Here is an 18,730-nt window from a genome sequence, read left to right as displayed (position 1 = left end):
CCCCGCGCACCATCCCGTGCGCCCGGGGCGGTTCCGTCAGACCGGGATCTGTTGACGCTGCTCTGCGTCGCCCGTTGCTGAGGGCTCCTTGGCAGGTAGGCCTGTAACCCCCGGGCCTACGTCCCAACAGAAGAGTCCCGTTCGAACCGCGGCCCCACCGCCGTCGTTAGGCAGAGATAGCGATGAATTTCACGATGCTCCCGCCCGAAATCATTTCCGGACAACTGCATGCCGGCCCCGGCTCTGGCTCGATGGCCGAAGCCGCGACGGCGTGGGCCCGCCTGGCCACTCGGCTGCACACCGCGGTCGCGGACTACCGGGCGGTGACCTCGAAGCTGGCCGACTGGGAGGACCCCGCCCCCGGGCACGATGCCGCGGCGTCCTACATCGCCTGGCTCGACGCCACCGCGATACGCGCCGAGCAAGCGGCCACCCAGGCCGCCGCTGCGGCGAGGCACACGAAAGGGCGTTAGCGGCAACGGTGCCACCGTCGTCGATCGCCACCAACCGGGTGCAGCGCAGGTCGCTGACCATGGCGAACTCCCTGGGTCTGGCGAGCCCGGCGATCGCCGCCACCGAGGCCGACTACGAACGGATGTGGGCGCAGGACGCCGCGGCCATGCACGCCTACGCCGCGGCGTCGGCGGATGCCGCGGCCATCGTGCCGTTCACGTTGCCGCCCGGCAGCGCAAGCCGGGGCACGTGGGCACTGGAGTCGGGGCCGGAGGTCGTGTCGGCGGGCCGGCAGCTGCTCGCAGCCGCGCCCGGCGCGCTGCGGGCGCTGTCCCTGTCGCCGCTGGCCACGTTCGACGTCTCCCTCGCGCCGGCGACCTGCGCCCTGTCAAAGCTGAGCTCGCTCACCGCGCCGTCGGGTATCGCGATCGACTACCTGAATTCGCTCAACAAGGCGGCGGCGTTGCGCTGCCTGGCGCCCGACCATCGTGCTGTTCGCGGCGCGGCAATCACCGCGCGGGTCGGCCGCGCAACGTCGGCCGGGGCGTTGTCGGTGCCACGGGTCTGGGCGACGGCCGCGGCGCCGATGGCCGTCTACCGTGGAACGGTTGCGTAGCGCGCGGGTCAGCCCGCGCGCCCGGCGTACGACCGCGCGGCGTCCACGATCGCGGCGAAGAGGCGCAAGTCGTCCAGGGACTGTTCCGGATGCCATTGCACCGCAAGCACAAAACGGTCCCCGGGCAACTCCAGCGCCTCGATGACGCCGTCGGCGTCCCAGGCGCTGACCATCAGCCCTTCACCGACCTTGTCGATCGCCTGATGGTGGTAGCACGGCGCATCGGTGGACTCCCCGACCAGCGCGGCCAGCCGGCTGCCGGCGGCGGTGCGCACCGTCAACCTGTTGAACACCGCGTTGCCCGCCCGATGTCCGTCGTGCCCGAGAACCTCCGGCAGGTGCTGATGCAGGGTGCCGCCCAGCGCCACATTGAGCACCTGCGCACCGCGACAGATGCCCAGCACCGGCAGTCCCCGGTCCAGCGCGCCGCGCAACAGCGCGAATTCCCATTCGTCGCGGGCGGCGCGCGGCCGATCGGTGGTCGGATGCGGCTGTTGGCCATACGCGGCGGGATCCACGTCGTAGCCGCCCGTGATCACCAGCGCGTGCAGACTGTCGAGCACCGACCCGACCGCCTCCGGTTCCGCCGGCTGCGGCGGTAGCAACACCGCGGCCCCGCCGGCCATCACGACACCCTGGAAGTAATCGGCAGGCAGATAACCCGCCGGCACGTCCCAGATCCCGGTCCGCACCCGCTCCAGGTACGAAGTCAGGCCCACTACCGGGCGCTCAGAGGCGTTCACAACCGCGTATCCTTTCCCCGACCGACACGGTACCGCCCGCCATCCACGAGGTCGCGGCAAACCGCTTGTGCGAGTTAGTGTTCGGCGTGCCCGCCGGGATTACCAGGTACTGGTGCGCAACACGATCTCGGCGGCCAACTGTGCCGTCGACTCCTGCACCGTCCGCCGGCCCAAATGCACCACGCGGTACTCGGCGTAGACATACTGCTGGCTGGCGCGCGCCACCGCCCGCGCGGCCGGGGAGCTGACCAGGACCGTGGTGCCGATCTCCACCGGCGGGCAATGCCCGTCGCGAACCGCGCCGTCGCGATCGGCCGCCCGCGGATGGCCGCGATCGATCACCACCAGGCCGACGAACCGGCCCAGCTTCGTCGCGGCGAGTTCCCAGGCCAGTTCGCCGCCGGCACGGTCGCCGACCACCACGGCCCACCCGATTCCCAGCACGTCGAGGATGCCGACGACCGACTTGGGGGTCAGGCGCGGATCGAGACCGATGACGACCGTCCGAAGCGACGCGGTGTGCAGCCGTTCGCAGACCGCGTCGTACGCGGCGGGGATGCGCTCCTCGTCGCCCAGAATGACGACCACGACGCCCTGTTCCGGACCGGCCACCGCTACCGGGACGGGGAACCCGTCGAGCGTGGTCATCATTGAGGGCATCTACGCACGCTACAACCGACCGGCCCACGCGCGCGACGATTTCTCCACATCCCCGCGTTCAGCGGCTATCCCGGCGGGCTCGCGCGACGCGTTTTGCGTCGCCGTCAATTCGGTCGGCATACCGCCGGGCCTCGGCGAATGCCCTACGGCCACAACCGAGTTGCCAGGTGCGGGCGGCGGGGCGGCGGACCGTCCAGCAGGCCGAGGACAGCGTCGGTGTCGAGGTGGGCAGCCAGCAGATCGGCGATCACATCGAGCTGGGCATCGCGCCGCGCGGCCACGTTGGTGTCGGCGACGACGAACCCGTCACGGCCTGCCGCGGCCGCGACGCCGGTGAGCCACGCGCGGCGGAAGTCGTCGTTGTCGAGCAGGCCGTGCCAATGGGTGCCGAAGACCGCGCCGCGAACCAGGCCGTGCGGTTGGCAGTCGCGCCCGCCCTGCGCGCCGAACCAGATGTCCTCCGCGCAGCGCGACACCCGGCCGTGATGGATCTCGTATCCGGCGAGCGGCGGCGGCCACCGGCGCAGGATCTTGGTTTCGCCGAAGGCGATGTCCGCGTCCAGCAGCCCCAGCCCGGCGACTTCGCCGAGTCCCGATTCCACCGGGTCGTCGAGGCGCCGGCACAGCATTTGAAAACCGCCGCAGATCCCGAGCACCGGCTTGCCGGCCGCGGCGTGCGCGGTGATCGCCTCGGCCAGGCCGTGATCGCGTAGCCAGGTCAGGTCGGCGACGGTGGATTTGCTGCCGGGAATCACGATCAGGTCGGTGTCGGCCAGGTCGGCGGGGTCGGCGCTCCAGCGGACCGCGACGCCAGGCTCGCACGCCAGCGCCTCCACGTCGGTGGAGTTGGAGATCCGGGGCAACCGGATCGCGGCCACCCGCAGCCACTCGCTCCCGCGCGGCGGTTCCGGGGTGCCGACGAGGCGGCGCGCGACCACCGACAGCGAGTCCTCGGCGTCCAGCCAGAGTTCGTCGGCGTAGGGCAGCACGCCGTAGGTCGGACGGCCGGTCATCGCGTGCAATTGCCGCAATCCGGGTTCCAGCAGTGCGGGGTCGCCGCGGAATTTGTTGACCACGAACCCGGCAATCAGTGCCTGGTCGTCGGGCTCGAGCACCGCGACCGTTCCGAATAGATGGGCGAGCAGGCCGCCCCGGTCGATGTCTCCGACCAGGATCACCGGCAGGTTCGCGGCCCGGGCCAGGCCCATGTTCGCCAAATCCGTGGCACGCAGGTTGATTTCGGCCGGCGAGCCGGCCCCCTCGCAGATGACGGCATCGAAATCATTGCGCAGGCAAGACAATTCGTCGGCGACGATCCCCGCCAGGCGCTCGCGATGCCGCACATAGCTTGCCGCCGTGACCGAATCCGCGACCTGGCCGCGAATCACCAATTGCGACGTCCGGTCACTGCCGGGTTTGAGCAGGATCGGATTGAACCGCACGCTGGGCTGCAGCCCCGCCGCCCGCGCCTGGAGGGCCTGGGCCCGGCCGATCTCGCCGCCTTCCACGGTGACCACGGAATTGTTGGACATGTTCTGCGCCTTGAACGGCGCCACCCGAACGCCGCGGCGTGCCAGCAATCGACACAGGCCGGCGACTACCACCGATTTCCCGGCGTCGGAGCTGGTGCCGGCGACCAGCAGCGCCCCGCTCAAGGATTCACGGCTTGTTATATCGAGGTGAGGATTTCAACGCCGGTGTCGGTCACCAGCAACGTGTGCTCGAACTGCGCGGTCCACTTGCGGTCCTTGGTGACCACCGTCCAGCCGTCGTCCCAGATCTCGTAGTCCAGGCCGCCGAGGTTGATCATCGGTTCGATGGTGAACGTCATCCCCGGCTGCATGACCGTCGTCACCGAGGGCTGGTCGTAGTGCAACACGACCAGCCCGTTGTGAAACGTCGTGCCGATGCCGTGACCGGTGAAGTCACGAACCACGTTGTACCCGAACCGATTCGCGTACGCCTCGATGACGCGGCCGACGACCGACAGCGCCCGCCCCGGCTTGACGGCGTTGATCGCGCGCATCGTCGCCTCGTGGGTGCGCTCCACGAGCAGCCGGTGCTCCTGCGCGACGTCGCCGGCCAGGAAAGTCGCGTTGGTGTCGCCGTGCACCCCGTCGATGTAGGCCGTGACGTCGATGTTGACGATGTCGCCGTCCTCGACCACCGTCGAGTCCGGGATCCCGTGGCAGATGACCTCGTTGAGCGACGTGCAGCACGACTTCGGGAAGCCCTTGTAGCCCAGGGTCGACGGGTAGGCGCCGTGGTCGATCATGTACTCGTGGGCGATCCGGTCCAATTCGTCGGTCGTCACCCCGGGCGCCACCGCTTTGCCCGCCTCCTGCAGCGCGCCGGCCGCGATCCGGCCGGCGACCCGCATCTTCTCGATCACCTCGGGGGTCTGTACCCACGGCTCGCTGCCCTCCCGCACGGTGGGCTGCCAGGCATACTCCGGACGGGGAATGCGGCCGGGCACCGGCAGAGTCGGGGACAACTCTCCGGGGGAAAGCGCAGTGCGAGCAGGCATGGCGACCAGCTTAATCGCGCCGCGCGGCGGCTCCGCCGAAGCGGCCGCGGATCAACGAGCGCCGCGGCCCGCGGATGATCACCGAGCCGCACACCACCCGTCCCGTCAGCACGACGTGCGGCCGGCCTTCGCCCGGCGCGTCCTTGCGGCGGTCGCTGGCGCTGCCCACGTAGACCTCCACGTCGTCGATCGACGCGCTGGCGCCGTCCGGCAACCGGATCTCCACCGAGCCGAACCGCATGTCGAGTTCGACGACCACGACCGGGCCCGCGAACCGGGCCTTGGTGAGGTCGAGCTCGATGGAGCCCAGCCGGCGGACCAACGCCAGCCGGGTGGGCACCGTCCATTCGCCCTGGCGCTTGAGCGAGCCGGCCCAGCCGCGCAGCTCGACCCGGTCGGCCGCGGAGGTGACGATCGCGCCAGGACCGGGCAGGTCGCCGACCAGCCCGTCGAGCTCTCCCCGGGTGCGCGCGTAGGACACCTGCGACGAGCGCTGCTCGAACTCGTCGATATCGATCAGCCCGAGCGCGACGGCGTTGTGCAGTCGCCGCATCGTGCCGTTGCGGTCGGCGTCGGAGACCCGTAATGCCACCATGTCGCCGCCGGTATCCGTCATGTTCGCAATTTACCGCCGAAGCGGCCCCACGGATCGCGCGCTAGGCCAGGAAGTCCGGCGGCAGCGATTCGAACATGAACTTCGTCATCCGCACGGCCCACTCTGAGCTACCGCCCCCGACGATCAGCGAGGCGAACGCCAGGTCGCCGCGATATCCGGCGAACCACGAGTGCGATCCGCCCGGGAACTCGGCCTCACCCGTCTTCCCGTAGACCGCGCCGCAGCCGGCGATCTCCTTGGCGGTCCCGTTGGTTACCACCAGCCGCATCATGGGCCGCAGCGCGTCCACCATCTTCGGGCTGATCGGCGTGGTATCGCCCTGGACCGCGGTCGGCCGACCGGCGATGAGCTGCGGCGTCGGGGTCTTGCCGGCGGCAATGGTCGCCGCCACCAGGGCCATGCCGAACGGGGTGGCCAGCACCTTGCCCTGGCCGAAGCCGTCCTCGGTGCGCTCGGCCAGATCCACCGTGGGTGGCACCGACCCGGTCACCGTGGTGATGCCGTCCACCGCGTAGTCGAGCCCGATCCCGTATTGGGCGGCCGTCTGGGTCAGACCCCGAGGCGGCAGCCGGCTGCTCAACTCCGCGAATGTCGTGTTGCACGAGCTGGCGAAAGCGCGCGCCATCGGCACCACGCCCAGGTCGAAGCCACCGTAGTTGGGGATGGTGCGGTGCCCGATGTCGAGATGGCCCGGGCAGCCCAGCATCGAGTTGGGCGTGGCCATGTCGCGATCGACGGCGGCGCCGGCGGTGACCATCTTGAACGTCGACCCGGGCGGAAACAGGCCGGTGGTCGCCAGCAGGCCGTCAGCATCGGCGCCCCCGTTCTGCGCGATGGCAAGGATCTCCCCGGTCGACGGCTTGATCACGACGATCATCGCCTTGCCGCCCTTGTTGTCGACCGCGCGCTGGGCGGCGTTCTGCACCACCCGGTCCAGCGTGATGGAGATCGACGGCGCCGGTGATCCCTGCACCTCGTGCAGGACTTCGACTTCGACCCCGTTCTGGTTGACGCTGACCACCCGCCAGCCCGCCTCGCCGTCGAGTTGGTCGACCACGGCCTTCTTCACCTCGGACATGACCGCCGACGCGAAATGCGGGTCCGTCGGCAGCATCTCGGGCTGGGGCGTGACCACCACCCCGGGCAGCCGGCCGATCGCCGGGAAGACCTTGTCGTTGTCGTCGGGATGCAGCGTCACCAGGTCCACCGGCTGGGTCGCCGAGCTGGCCTGCTCGGCCAGCAACTGCGGGTCGTTCAGCGTGCCGTTGAAGGGGTGCAGGACGTCCACGATCGCGTGCGCCGTCCCGCTCAGGGCTGCTCCGGATCCGGCCTGGGTGGCGTCCAGCGTGTAGTGGTACAGGTAGCCGGGCACCAAGACGTCGCTGCCGCCGAGTTCGTTGACCGAGGCGCGCCGCGGTCGATCCGCGCGCAATGCGAACGTCTGGTGCTCGCCCAGCTTGGGGTGCAGGTCGGTGGGGGTCCACCGGACCTCCCAGCGCCCCTCGTCGCGGGCCATTTTCAGCTGGCCGTCGTAGGTCCAGGTCCGGTTCTTGGGCAGGTGCCAGGTGAAGCGGTAGCCGATCGTGCCGGTGTCCTCGGCGTACTTGGCGTTGAGAATCTGCGTGTCCAGGTGGGTCGCCTGCAGGCCCGCCCAGGCCGCGTTCAACGCTTCGCGGGCCTCGTTGGGGTTGTCGCTGAGTTGGGCGGCCGTGGCGGTGTCACCGATCGCCAGGGCGCCGAAGAACTTTTCGGCCGCGGGACCGGGGCCGTCGGGCCGCGGTGTGCATCCGGACAGGGCGACGACGCCGACGAGCAGCAGGCCGGAAGCGGTTGATACCAATGAGGCTTTTGTGACCATCGGTACAGATGTTATGAAATGCGGGGCCAACACCTGCGCAGACACTCCGAGACCGAGCCGTTACGTGCACAGGGCGCCCCGAGCGGGGGCGCCTTACCCCTAGTCCAGCAGCACCGTCGCGAAGGTGCCGACCTCGGCGAAGCCGACTCGGGCGTATGCGGCGCGGGCCACGGTGTTGAAGCTGTTCACGTACAGGCTGGCGGTGCGCCCGCTCCCGACGATGACGGCGGCCACGGTCGCGGTTCCGGCGGTACCGAGCCCCAGGCCGCGCCACTCGGGATGCACCCACACCCCTTGGATCTGGCCGACGCCCGGCGACTGCGAGCCGACTTCGGCCTTGAAGACGACCTGGCCGTGCTCGAAGCGGGCCCAGGCGCGACCGGCCGCGATGAGGCTGGCCACCCGGCGCCGGTAACCCCGACCGCCGTCGCCGATCCGCGGGTCGACGCCCACCTCGCCGATGAACATGTCCACGGCGGCCACCAAATAGGCGTCCAGCTCGTCCGGCCGAACCTGGCGCACCCCGGGGTCGATCTCGCAGTTGGGGTGCCTCGACAGCGACAGCAACGGCTGGTGGTCGCGCACGTCCCGGGCCGGGCCCCACGCCGACTCGAGCCGCTCCCACATCCGCATCACCAGATCGGACCGGCCGACCAGCGACGAACAGCGGCGCGTCCCACTCATCGCCTCGTCGGCGAAGGCGTCCATGTCCTGCGGTGCGCCGCGCAGTGGGATCAGGTTGGCGCCGGCGAAGCACAGCGACTCTTCCGCGCCGCGCAGGGTCCACAGTTCCCCGCCGATGGAATTGGGGTCGATGCCGTGGTCCGCCACCCGGGCCGCGACCATGCAGGATCCGACGGGATCCTCGTCGAAAACCCGCCAAACGGCCGCGGCGTCGCGCACCACAGAAACCCGTCGCTCACCGACAAGGCGGAAGAGGGGCGGAGCCGACATCTGGCGAACTCTCTGTGATGCGATTAACGGACTTGCAAGCGGGAAACGGCCCCCATCAGCTTACGGTCACGATCGGCGAACCGCTTGATGTTGTGTCAGGACCGTGATCGGTCCCCATCTCCGAGGCGAGACGCATGGCCTCCTCGATGAGCGTCTCGACGATCTGGGCTTCCGGCACGGTCTTGATGACTTCGCCGCGAACGAAGATCTGCCCCTTGCCATTTCCTGACGCGACGCCCAGGTCGGCCTCTCGCGCCTCGCCCGGACCGTTCACCACGCAGCCCATCACGGCAACCCGCAGCGGAACGTCCAGGCCGTCCAGGCCGGCGGTGACCTCGTTGGCCAGGGTGTAGACGTCGACCTGCGCGCGACCACACGACGGGCAGGACACGATCTCCAGCCCGCGCGGCCGCAGGTTCAGCGACTCGAGAATCTGGGTGCCGACCTTGACCTCTTCGACCGGTGGCGCCGACAGCGACACCCGGATGGTGTCGCCGATCCCCCGCGAGAGCAGCGCGCCGAAGGCCACCGCGGACTTGATGGTGCCCTGGAAGGCCGGACCGGCCTCGGTGACGCCCAAGTGCAGCGGGTAGTCGCACTGGGCGGCCAGCTGCTCGTAGGCGGCGACCATCACGACGGGATCGTTGTGCTTGACGCTGATCTTGATGTCGCCGAAGCCGTGCTCCTCGAACAGCGAGGCCTCCCACAGCGCCGACTCGACCAGCGCCTCGGGCGTGGCCTTGCCGTACTTCTCCAAGAACCGCTTGTCCAGCGAGCCGGCGTTGACGCCGATGCGGATCGGGATGCCCGCGGCGGCGGCGGCCTTGGCCACCTCGCCGACCCGGCCGTCGAATTCCTTGATGTTGCCCGGGTTTACCCGCACCGCGGCGCACCCGGCGTCGATTGCGGCGAAGATGTACTTCGGCTGGAAGTGGATGTCGGCGATCACCGGAATCTGGCTGTGCCGGGCGATCTCGGCCAGCGCGTCGGCATCCTCTTGACGGGGACAGGCCACCCGCACGATGTCGCAGCCCGCGGCGGTCAGTTCGGCGATCTGTTGCAGCGTCGAGTTGACGTCGTGGGTCTTGGTGGTGCACATCGACTGCACCGAAATGCGATAGTCGCTGCCCACCCCGACGTCGCGGACCATCAATTGCCGCGTTTTGCGCCGGGGGGCAAGCGTGGGTGCCGGGGCGTCCGGCATGCCCAGGCCAATGGTCACTGTTCTAATTCCTTACTTGCTATTGGAAGAGCCTGATCGGATTGACCAGATCGGCGGTCACGGTCAGCAACATGTACCCGACCACGAACACCAACACCACGTAGGTGGCGGGCATCAACTTGAGGTAGTTCACCGGTGCGGCCGCGACCTTGCCGCGGGCCGACCGGACCAGGTTGCGGATCTTCTCGAACACCGCGATGGCGATGTGGCCGCCGTCGAAGGGCAGCAGCGGCACCAGGTTGATGGCACCCAGAATGAGGTTCAGCTGGGCCAGGAAGAACCAGAACGCCACCCAGAGCCCGTGGTCGACGGTGTCGCCGCCGATGATGCTGGCGCCCACCACGCTCATCGGGGTCTGGGGATCACGCTGTCCGCCCCCGATGGCGTGCACCAGCGCACCCACCTTGGTCGGGATGGTGACCAGCGCCTTGCCCACCTCACGGGTCAGGTCACCGGTGAACGCGAAGGTGGCCGGCACCGCGGAGAGCACCCCGTAGTGCGCGGGTGCGAGTTTGACCGCCGCGACGCCGATGGCACCGACCGTCGACGGCGCCGGCTGACCGCCCTGCCCGTTGGCGCCGGTGCTCAGGAAGCGCTGGGTGGGCGTGACGTCGACGTAGGTGGTGATCGCGTTGCCGCCACGCTCGACGACGACCGGGACGGTGCCGTGCACCTTGCGAACCGCGGCGGCCATGTCCTCGAAGGTGGACACCGGGGTGTCGCCGACCTTGACCACGACGTCGCCGGCGCGGATGCCGGCCGCCGCAGCCGGACCGGGGCCGGTGCAGTCCGCGACCTTACCCGGAGCCACTTCCGGTGCGACACAGGCGGTTTCGCCGATCACCGCCCTGGTCGGGGGGTGCAGGTTGGGCAACCCCCACACCAGCGCGATCGCATAGATCAGCACCAGGCAGATGACGAAGTTCATGGCCGGACCGGCGAACAACACCGCGACCCGCCTCCAGACGGCCTGCTTGTACATCGCACGGTCGGTCTCGTCGGGAGCCAGCTCCTCGACCGAGGTCATCCCGGCGATGTCGCAGAAGCCGCCCAGCGGCACGGCCTTGAGGCCGTATTCGGTCTCACCACGCCGCGTCGACCACAGCGTGGGCCCGAACCCGACGAAATAGCGACGGACCTTCATGCCGGTGGCGCGGGCGACCCACATGTGGCCGCACTCGTGCAGGGCCACCGAGATCAGGATGGCAAGGGCGAACAGCACAATGCCGATAACGAACATCATCTCCGCTGCAGGACCTTTCTCACACCATTCCGGAGGCGTTGACGGTGGCCTCGGTGGGCCGCGCGTGTGCGACGGCGCGTCGCGCTCGCTCCCGCGCCCAGCGCTGCGCGTCTAGTACCTCATCCACGTTAGCGGGTGAAACCGCCCATTGGTCTGCGGCGTGCAGCACGTCGGCGATGGTTTTCACGATGACGGGGAATCCCACCTGGCCCGCGAGGAACGCCGCCGCGGCTTCTTCGTTTGCCGCGTTGTAGACCGCGGTCATGCAACCGCCGGTCTGGCCGGCATACCGGGCCAGTTCCACGGCGGGAAAAACGTCGCCGTCCAGCGGCTCGAATTCCCAGCTAGACGCGGTGCTGAAGTCGCAGGGGGCGGCCACCCCGGGAACCCGGTCCGGCCAGCCCAGCGCCAGGGAGATCGGCAGCTTCATGTCCGGGGGGCTCGCTTGGGCGATGGTCGAGCCGTCAACGAACGTGACCATCGAATGAACAATCGACTGCGGGTGCACGACGACCTCGATGCGGTCGTACGGGACGCCGAACAGCAGGTGCGTCTCGATGAGTTCGAGCCCCTTGTTGACCAGCGAGGCCGAGTTCAGCGTGTTCATCGGGCCCATCGACCAGGTCGGATGGGCGCCGGCCTGTTCCGGGGTGACACCCTCGAGCTGGGCGGCGGTCCAGCCGCGAAACGGCCCGCCGGAGGCGGTCAACACCAGCTTGGCGACTTCCTCGGGGGAGCCCCCGCGCAGGCACTGGGCCAGCGCGGAGTGTTCGGAGTCGACCGGCACGATCTGACCCGGCCGCGCCGCCCGCAAGACCAGCGGACCACCGGCGACCAGGGATTCCTTGTTGGCCAGCGCCAGCCGGGCGCCCGATTCCAGAGCGGCCAGCGTCGGGCGCAGGCCCAGCGCGCCCACCAGCGCGTTGAGGACGACGTCGGCCTCGGTGTCCTCGACCAGGCGGGTCACCGCGTCGGGACCCCGGTAGGGGACGTCGGCGGCCTGCGCCGCGCGTTCGTCGGCGACGGCGATGTTGGTGACCCCGGTCTCGGCGCGCTGGCGCTGCAGGGTGTCCAGGTTCGCACCCCCCGCGGCCAGGCCGACCACCTCGAAGCGGTCCGGATGGGCCGCGATCACCTCCAGGGCCTGGGTGCCGATCGAGCCGGTACTGCCCAGCACCAGCACGCGCAGGCGGCCCTCGGGTGTCGCGATTGTCACTCACTCATTGTGCCCGCTCGGTCTCGCGAGGGGGTGTGCCAGAATCTCCGTACCAGCCGATCACGAAAGGGATTCACCGTGGCCAGTACCGAGGTGGAACAGTTCACCGGCGTCGACACCGTTGAGGTGCCGTCCGCGGCGTGGGGCTGGAGCAGGATCAATCACCGCACCTGGCACATCACCGGCCTGGTCATCATCGTGTTCCTGCTGGCGATGCTGCGCGGTAACCACGTCGGCCACATCGAGAACTGGTTCCTGATCGGGTTCGCCGCGCTGGTGCTCGTCGCCCTGGTCCGCGACCTGTGGGGCCGCCGGCGCGGCTGGATCAGGTAGCCACTACTTCTTCTCGGCGGCCAGCTGTCCGCAGGCCCCCGCTGATTCGCCCGCGCTCCAGCTACCCGCCTTCGGCGGCCAGCTGTCCGCAGGCGGCGCTGATCTCGCGGCCGCGCGTGTCGCGGACCGTGCAGGAAACCCCCTGCGCCCGAACCCGCCGGACGAACTCCCGCTCCACCGGCTTGGGGCTGGCGTCCCATTCGCTGCCCGGCGTCGGGTTGAGCGGGATCAGGTTGACGTGCACCAGCGGGCCGAGCGCCCGATGCAGGCGTTTGCCGAGCAGATCGGCCCGCCACGGCTGGTCGTTGACGCCGCGGATCAGCGCGTACTCCACTGATACGCGGCGACCGGTGACGTCGGCGTAGTAGCGGGCGGCGTCGAGCGCCTCGGCGATCTTCCACCGGTTGTTGACCGGCACGAGCGTGTCGCGCAGTTCGTCGTCGGGTGCGTGCAACGACAGCGCCAGCGTCACCCCGAGCCGTTCGTCGGCCAGTTTGCGAATGGCCGGAGCCAGGCCGACGGTCGAGACCGTGACCGAGCGAGCCGAGATGCCGAAGCCGTGCGGCGGCGCTTCGGTGATGCGGCGCACCGCGGCAACCACCCTGGCGTAGTTGGCCAGCGGCTCGCCCATGCCCATGAACACGATGTTGGAGAGCCGATCGCCGAACTCGTCGCGCAGGGCGACGGCGGCGGAACGGACCTGCTCCAGAATCTCCGCGGTCGACAGGTTACGGGTCAATCCGCCCTGCCCGGTCGCACAGAACGGGCAGGCCATGCCGCAGCCGGCCTGCGACGAGATGCACACGGTGTTGCGCTGCGGGTAGCGCATCAGCACCGACTCGAAGGTCGTCCCATCGGTGCCGCGCCACAACGTCTTTCGGGTCTGCCCGGCGTCGCAGGTGACGTCGGCGGCCGAGGTGAGCAGGGGCGGGAACAACGCCTCGGCGACCCGGTCGCGCACGGCCGCCGGCAGGTCGGTCATGTCGCGGGGATCGGCGATCAGGCGACCGTAGTACTGATGCGCGAGCTGCTTGGCGCGGAACGCCGGCAGCCCCAGCTCGGCGACGGCCGACGCGCGGCCTTCCGCGTCGAGGTCGGCCAGGTGCCGCGGCGGCTTGCTCGGGCGGGGTTCGGTGAAAACCAGTTCTTGGACCATGACCAGTCCAGTATCGGCCCTCTCAGGGGACGAGTGTCAGCACCGTCCACGCGGCGACCGCCGACGGGAGCACCCCGTCGAGCCGGTCCATCAGACCGCCGTGGCCGGGCAGCAAGCGGCCCATGTCTTTGATGCCGAGGTCACGCTTGATCTGGGACTCGACCAGATCGCCAAGGGTACCGGTAAGCACCAGGACCACACCCAGCAGCGCTCCGATCCACGGCGGTTTGCCGGCCAGGAACGTCGCCGTCAGGATGGCCGCGGTGATCCCGAAGAAGAGCGAACCCGCGAAGCCCTCCCACGACTTCTTCGGGCTGATGGCGGGAACCATCGGGTGCTTGCCGAGCAGCACGCCCACCGCGTACCCGCCCACGTCGGAGGCGACGACGGTGACCATCAGACAGAACACCCGGCCCGCGCCGTCCTTCGGGTAGACGAGCAACGCGCCGAAGGAGGCGAACAGCGGCACCCACGCGGCCAGGAACACCGTCGCCGAGGCGTCGCGCAGGTAGTTGGCCGACGGAGACCCGGCGAACGGCTCGGGCCGCTTGCTGTTGTCCTGCATGAACAGCCGCCAGACGTTGCACACCACCACGGTGGCGCCGAAGCCGGCCAGGGCGCCGGCGGCGTGGAACGGCCACGTCAGCCAGACGGTGGCCTGACCGCCGAGGAGCAAGGGGATCAGCGGGATGACGTATCCGGCCTCGCGCAGCCGCCGTACCACCTCATGGGTAGCGACGGGGATGGCGATCGCGACGATGGCAACCCAGAAGCGGGGCGCGAAAATCAGCGTCACGATGAGCACGCCGCCGATGCCCGCGCCCACCGCGATGGCGGCCCGCAGGTCGCGTCCCGCGCGGGACGTCGTCTTGGCCGGCTGCTGCACGATGTTCTCGGCGTCACGCGCCGGTTCGTCGGGCGTGCTGGCTGCGCCGGTGGTTGCCACGGACCTGGGTGAACTCAGCTGCTGGGCGGCCGCTAGACCTCCAGCAGCTCGCCTTCTTTGTGCTTGACCAGCTCTTCGATCTGGGTGACGTACTGGTGCGTGGCCTTGTCCAGGTCTTTTTCGGCCCGACCGACCTCGTCCTCGCCGGCCTCGCCGTCCTTGCGGATGCGGTGCAGCTCTTCCATCGCCTTGCGGCGGATGTTGCGCACCGAAACCTTGGCGTCCTCCCCTTTGCCCTTGGCCTGCTTGACCAGCTCGCGGCGCCGCTCCTCGGTCAGTTGCGGCACCGCCACCCGGATCAGGGTGCCGTCATTGGTCGGGTTGACACCCAGGTCGGAGTTGCGGATCGCCGTCTCGATCGCGCCGAGCTGACTGGATTCGTAGGGCTTGATGACGACGAGCCGCGCCTCGGGCACGTTGATGCTGGCCAACTGCGTGATGGGGGTGGTGGCACCGTAGTAGTCGATGACGATCCGGGAGAACATGCCGGGATTGGCGCGGCCGGTCCGGATGGTTGACAAGTCGTCGCGGGCCACCGCTACGGCCTTCTCCATTTTCTCTTCCGCGTCGAAGAGAGCCTCGTCAATCATTGCGCCGCTCCTCTCCCCCGCAAGCGGGAGGTACCCCCACATCACTGCGTTCTGCATCGTCGCCAGCGCGAATCATCGTTCGCTCTTCCCCTCAGGTGGTGACCAGTGTCCCGATTTTCTCACCGGCGACCGCGCGGGCGATATTGCCATTGGTCAGCAGGTTGAACACCAGGATCGGCATGCCATTGTCCATGCAGAGGCTGAACGCCGTGGCATCGGCCACTCGGAGCCCCCGGTCGATGACCTCGCGATGGCTGATCGCGGCGATCAGCTCGGCGTGCGGATTCTGCCGCGGGTCCGCTGAGAACACCCCGTCGACCGCCTTCGCCATCAAGACCACCTCCGCCCCGATCTCCAGTGCCCGCTGCGCGGCCGTGGTGTCGGTGGAGAAGTACGGCAGCCCCATGCCGGCCCCGAAGATGACCACCCGGCCCTTCTCGAGGTGGCGGACGGCGCGCAATGGCAGATACGGCTCGGCGACCTGTCCCATGGTGATCGCCGTCTGGACGCGCGTGACGATGCCTTCCTTTTCCAGGAAGTCTTGCAGCGCCAGGCTGTTCATCACCGTGCCGAGCATGCCCATGTAGTCCGAGCGGGTGCGTTCCATGCCGCGCTGCTGCAGTTGCGCGCCACGGAAGAAGTTGCCGCCGCCGATCACGACCGCGACTTGGACACCGTCGCGAACCACCTCGGCGATTTGGCGGGCCACCCGCGCCACGACATCGGGGTCCAGCCCGACCTGGCCACCGCCGAACATCTCGCCGCCAAGCTTGAGCAACACCCTGGAGTACTTGGGCCGCGTCCGCGGCTGCCCGGCAGCTGATCCATTCTCCGGTGCCGTGGGCTCCCTGGACTCCGTCATCACGCTCCTCGCATGAGAGTGCCATCCCGGGGGTTAACTCCTCCGGAACGGCATTTCACATCCTGCCTCATCGCAGCACACGCCGGCGTCGGTGGGGTGCGTTATGCGCCGAGTTGGCGATGCGGACGATCTTTCGCGGCGATCGACCCATGTGTCCAGCGGCGGCGCTACGCCTCGTCGGCTTGTCGCTACGCATGTTTGAGGCATGACCGTAGTGGGGAATCCGCACCAACGCGGCGGGAATTCACGGTCTTGAGAAAGAAGGGCCCATTGTCGCCGTATGACCGGATCGATCGCGTTGGCGATCGGTGGTGAGCGCGAATCGCTCAGGTACGCCTACGAGGAGGAATTGAATCCATGGCGGACAACAACTCGGGACCTGCAGAAGCCGTCAAGGGCGTCGTCGAGGACGTCAAAGGCAGGGCGAAGGAGGCCGTTGGTGCGGTGACGGGTCAAGACGACCTCACCCGCGAGGGCCAGGCCCAGCAGGACAAGGCGGAAGCGCAGCGCGACGCGGCGAAGAAGGAAGCCGAGGCCGAGGCGGCCCGCGGCGGCGCCGAAGCCGCTGAACAGCGCCAGAAGGACAATCAGTAGCTTGCTGGGAGGATGGGTCCGGTCTGTGGAAACGGACCGGGCCCATCGACTTTTCCGGGTCAAGACGATCCCGTCCGGCTAGCAGGGCCGGCGCGGTCCGCGAGCCGCACAAAAATCGTTTGCATACTTTCGCCGCGAGTGGGTAATCACCGCTGCGCTGGCTGACATCTCCCCAGGAGATGCCTACGGGCCGAGGCCGAAAACGGACCCATGTTCTTCGGGAGATGTCGTTGGACGTTCTGCTGCTGACCGACGCGGAGGACTTCGAGCGCGCCCTGCCGCCCCTGACTTCGTTCGGGCGGATCATGCGGCGCGCGCCCCTGATAGCCGACGGCCAGGGGCCGGGCGAAGCCGGCGACGTCGCCATCGTCGATGCTCGCGGCAACCTCGCGGCCGCGGCGGCGGCCTGCCGGCGCCTGACAACCAATGCCCCCGCCACCGCAGTGGTGGCGTTGGTGGCGCCGGCCGACGGCGTACCGGCAGACGTGGACTGGAATGTCGACGACGTCATACCACCGGGAACCGACTTCGACGAGCTGCAGGAGCGGCTGCAGCGGGCGATTGCGTTGCGGCGCAGGGCAATCAACGGCAGTCTGCGGTTCGGCGCCCTGCTCTTGCACCCGACCAGCCTCACCGGATCACTGGAAGGCAAGGACCTGGGTTTGACGCTGACCGAGTTCAAACTGCTGACTTTCCTTGTGCAGCATGCCGGTCGGGCATTTACCCGGACCCGCCTGATGCATGAGGCGTGGGGCTATGACAGCAACGGCCGAGTCCGTTCGGTCGACGTCCATGTCCGGCGCCTGCGCGCCAAGCTCGGACCCCGACATCAGTCGATGGTGGACACCGTCCGCGGTGTCGGCTACATGGCCGCGACCCCACCGCATCCGGAATGGATCATCAGCGAGCCGACGCTGACATCGGCGCCGACGGATTCCGCCTGGGACCCGGTCGCGCAGTGACGCACTGAGCCCGAATCGCACTGTCCGAGAGGGACTTCGGGGATTGATCAGCCGAAGAGCGGGAAGGCGCGCTTTCGCGCGAGCGCGTCCATGCCGTCTTGGATCGCGTCCTGGATCTCGCGGTACTTGCGATCGATGTACGCTTCGTCCTCCGCGCGTGCGGGATCGTGGTCGAGCTCCACGGCGGGCATGAACCGGGTCCTGATCTTGGCCGGTAGCGGCAGCTGCGGAAGCGCCGCCGGCGCGATCCCCCACGGCAGCGAGATCGCCAAGGGAAACACTTTGAGGCGCAGCAGGCGGTCCAGCTGCAAGGCCTTCGACAGCTTGTCGCCGCGGATGAGCACAGGCATGGCGTCGGCGCCGCCGACCGTCGCGATCGGCACGACGGGCACCCCGGCCCGAATCGCCATCTTCACGAAGCCTTTTCGGCCCGCCAGGTTGGCCTGGTCGCGCTCGGTCCACGGGCGCAGCGAGTCCACTTCCCCGCCGGGCCACAGCGCAACGTCGCGTCCTTCGGCCAGGGCCGTGGCGATCGCGTCCGGGGCCGCCGGAAGCACACCCATCGACCGGAAGTACCGGCCGATCACCGGAATCGCCATCAACGCGTCATGGGCCGTGCCGTGCAGGGGGCGTTCCTGCCCGAAGCGCCGCCACCATTGCAGGCCGACGGTCCAGGCATCCCAGACGAAGGGAGCGCCGGAGTGGATCCCCACCAGCAGAACCGGCGGCTCCGGGACGTTCTCCCAGCCGTCGATCTCCATGCGAAACCAATAGTCCACCAGCACATTCCACAGATACTTCTGCCGCTGTAGGCTGGCCTCTTCCTGGCCGCGGAGGTCCCACCGACCGGCGCGCTCGGCGACCCAGCCGCTCAGTCCCCCGCCCTGACCGCTGCGCCGATCCTCCATCGCCGCCCGCGCCCGCTCGGCGTTCAGCTGCGCTTGTTCGCGTACTTCGGCTGGCCTGTGATCCGGGTTACCCATGGGTACGGTGTACCCGATTCATCCCCGCACGACGCACCACCGAAGGGCCGAAAACGCACCTCCCCGGGGGGGGGGGGGGGGGGGGGGGGGGGAGGGGGCGGGGGGGGGGGGGGGGGGGGGGGGGGGGGGGGGGACCCACAAACGAACGCGCGGCGCGGGGGAGGAGACAAGAGGACAAAACACAGACGGGGGAGGG

At 69.1% G+C, this 18,730-nt stretch carries 18 protein-coding genes and 1 pseudogene; 4 read left to right on the top strand and 15 right to left on the bottom strand.

Translation table 11 applies throughout. The features are described from left to right. The first annotated feature begins 182 nt into the window (after positions 1 to 182). Positions 183 to 1,069 (top strand): annotated as a pseudogene (locus A5756_RS02385) (PPE family protein). Positions 1,070 to 1,077: 8 nt separating this feature from the next. Here A5756_RS02385 and A5756_RS02380 read toward each other — a convergent pair. The 10 genes from A5756_RS02380 to dxr all read right to left on the bottom strand — a co-directional run bounded on the left by A5756_RS02380 (position 1,078) and on the right by dxr (position 12,108). Next, on the bottom strand, positions 1,078 to 1,812 hold the full coding sequence (locus A5756_RS02380) for a gamma-glutamyl-gamma-aminobutyrate hydrolase family protein (protein ID WP_231989170.1): 735 nt from the start codon (positions 1,810 to 1,812) through the stop codon (positions 1,078 to 1,080). Between the two features lie 99 nt (positions 1,813 to 1,911). Then, positions 1,912 to 2,472 (bottom strand): alpha/beta hydrolase, encoded by a 561-nt coding sequence (locus A5756_RS02375; RefSeq protein WP_197505407.1) that lies wholly within the window; start codon positions 2,470 to 2,472, stop codon positions 1,912 to 1,914. A 143-nt stretch (positions 2,473 to 2,615) separates the two neighbouring features. After that, the gene (locus tag A5756_RS02370; RefSeq protein WP_066946331.1) at positions 2,616 to 4,127 is read right to left on the bottom strand and encodes a cobyric acid synthase; all 1,512 of its coding nucleotides are present in this window, start codon (positions 4,125 to 4,127) and stop codon (positions 2,616 to 2,618) included. Between the two features lie 14 nt (positions 4,128 to 4,141). Then, complete coding sequence (gene map, locus A5756_RS02365; protein ID WP_066946328.1) at positions 4,142 to 4,999, bottom strand: type I methionyl aminopeptidase; 858 nt, start codon at positions 4,997 to 4,999, stop codon at positions 4,142 to 4,144. 10 nt (positions 5,000 to 5,009) lie between these two features. Beyond that, complete coding sequence (locus A5756_RS02360; protein ID WP_066946325.1) at positions 5,010 to 5,615, bottom strand: DUF1707 domain-containing protein; 606 nt, start codon at positions 5,613 to 5,615, stop codon at positions 5,010 to 5,012. Between the two features lie 40 nt (positions 5,616 to 5,655). Next, the gene (locus A5756_RS02355; RefSeq protein ID WP_066946322.1) at positions 5,656 to 7,473 is read right to left on the bottom strand and encodes a penicillin-binding transpeptidase domain-containing protein; all 1,818 of its coding nucleotides are present in this window, start codon (positions 7,471 to 7,473) and stop codon (positions 5,656 to 5,658) included. Between the two features lie 99 nt (positions 7,474 to 7,572). Then, a complete protein-coding gene (locus A5756_RS02350) occupies positions 7,573 to 8,427 on the bottom strand; it encodes a GNAT family N-acetyltransferase (RefSeq protein WP_066946318.1) in 855 nt (284 codons plus the stop codon). A 55-nt stretch (positions 8,428 to 8,482) separates the two neighbouring features. After that, complete coding sequence (gene ispG / locus A5756_RS02345; protein WP_066946315.1) at positions 8,483 to 9,649, bottom strand: flavodoxin-dependent (E)-4-hydroxy-3-methylbut-2-enyl-diphosphate synthase; 1,167 nt, start codon at positions 9,647 to 9,649, stop codon at positions 8,483 to 8,485. Between the two features lie 19 nt (positions 9,650 to 9,668). Then, complete coding sequence (locus tag A5756_RS02340) at positions 9,669 to 10,892, bottom strand: RIP metalloprotease (protein ID WP_066946312.1); 1,224 nt, start codon at positions 10,890 to 10,892, stop codon at positions 9,669 to 9,671. 19 nt (positions 10,893 to 10,911) lie between these two features. Next, positions 10,912 to 12,108: a 1-deoxy-D-xylulose-5-phosphate reductoisomerase gene (gene dxr / locus A5756_RS02335; RefSeq protein WP_066946310.1), complete on the bottom strand. Its 1,197-nt coding sequence runs from the start codon at positions 12,106 to 12,108 to the stop codon at positions 10,912 to 10,914. A 78-nt stretch (positions 12,109 to 12,186) separates the two neighbouring features. Here dxr and A5756_RS26155 point away from each other — a divergent pair, with 78 nt between their 5' ends. Beyond that, complete coding sequence (locus A5756_RS26155) at positions 12,187 to 12,441, top strand: DUF2631 domain-containing protein (protein WP_066946307.1); 255 nt, start codon at positions 12,187 to 12,189, stop codon at positions 12,439 to 12,441. 61 nt (positions 12,442 to 12,502) lie between these two features. Here the strand turns inward: A5756_RS26155 and rlmN are convergent, their stop codons facing one another. The 4 genes from rlmN to pyrH form a co-directional block, all read right to left on the bottom strand. Then, on the bottom strand, positions 12,503 to 13,597 hold the full coding sequence (gene rlmN, locus A5756_RS02325; protein WP_066946304.1) for a 23S rRNA (adenine(2503)-C(2))-methyltransferase RlmN: 1,095 nt from the start codon (positions 13,595 to 13,597) through the stop codon (positions 12,503 to 12,505). A gap of 22 nt (positions 13,598 to 13,619) precedes the next feature. Continuing rightward, positions 13,620 to 14,543, bottom strand: coding sequence for a phosphatidate cytidylyltransferase (locus tag A5756_RS02320; protein WP_066946301.1), 924 nt, complete (start codon positions 14,541 to 14,543; stop codon positions 13,620 to 13,622). 32 nt (positions 14,544 to 14,575) lie between these two features. After that, on the bottom strand, positions 14,576 to 15,133 hold the full coding sequence (frr, locus tag A5756_RS02315; RefSeq protein ID WP_066946298.1) for a ribosome recycling factor: 558 nt from the start codon (positions 15,131 to 15,133) through the stop codon (positions 14,576 to 14,578). Positions 15,134 to 15,224: 91 nt separating this feature from the next. Further along, positions 15,225 to 15,995 carry a UMP kinase gene (pyrH, locus tag A5756_RS02310; protein WP_082939483.1) on the bottom strand — a complete coding sequence of 257 codons (771 nt, stop codon included), beginning with the start codon at positions 15,993 to 15,995 and terminating at the stop codon, positions 15,225 to 15,227. Positions 15,996 to 16,352: 357 nt separating this feature from the next. Between pyrH and A5756_RS02305 the strand changes: the two genes are divergently transcribed. Both A5756_RS02305 and A5756_RS02300 read left to right on the top strand, forming a co-directional pair. Beyond that, positions 16,353 to 16,589: a CsbD family protein gene (locus tag A5756_RS02305; protein ID WP_066946288.1), complete on the top strand. Its 237-nt coding sequence runs from the start codon at positions 16,353 to 16,355 to the stop codon at positions 16,587 to 16,589. Positions 16,590 to 16,813: 224 nt separating this feature from the next. Beyond that, complete coding sequence (locus tag A5756_RS02300) at positions 16,814 to 17,551, top strand: response regulator transcription factor (RefSeq protein WP_066946285.1); 738 nt, start codon at positions 16,814 to 16,816, stop codon at positions 17,549 to 17,551. Between the two features lie 47 nt (positions 17,552 to 17,598). Here the strand turns inward: A5756_RS02300 and A5756_RS02295 are convergent, their stop codons facing one another. Further along, on the bottom strand, positions 17,599 to 18,534 hold the full coding sequence (locus tag A5756_RS02295) for a lysophospholipid acyltransferase family protein (protein WP_066946282.1): 936 nt from the start codon (positions 18,532 to 18,534) through the stop codon (positions 17,599 to 17,601). Between the last annotated feature and the right edge of the window lie 196 nt (positions 18,535 to 18,730).

The sequence above is a fragment of the Mycobacterium sp. 852002-53434_SCH5985345 genome (assembly GCF_001667155.1).
Taxonomy (GTDB): domain Bacteria; phylum Actinomycetota; class Actinomycetes; order Mycobacteriales; family Mycobacteriaceae; genus Mycobacterium.
Note: the sequence above shows the minus strand (reverse complement) of the source record. Positions and strands in the feature narration are given on the sequence as shown.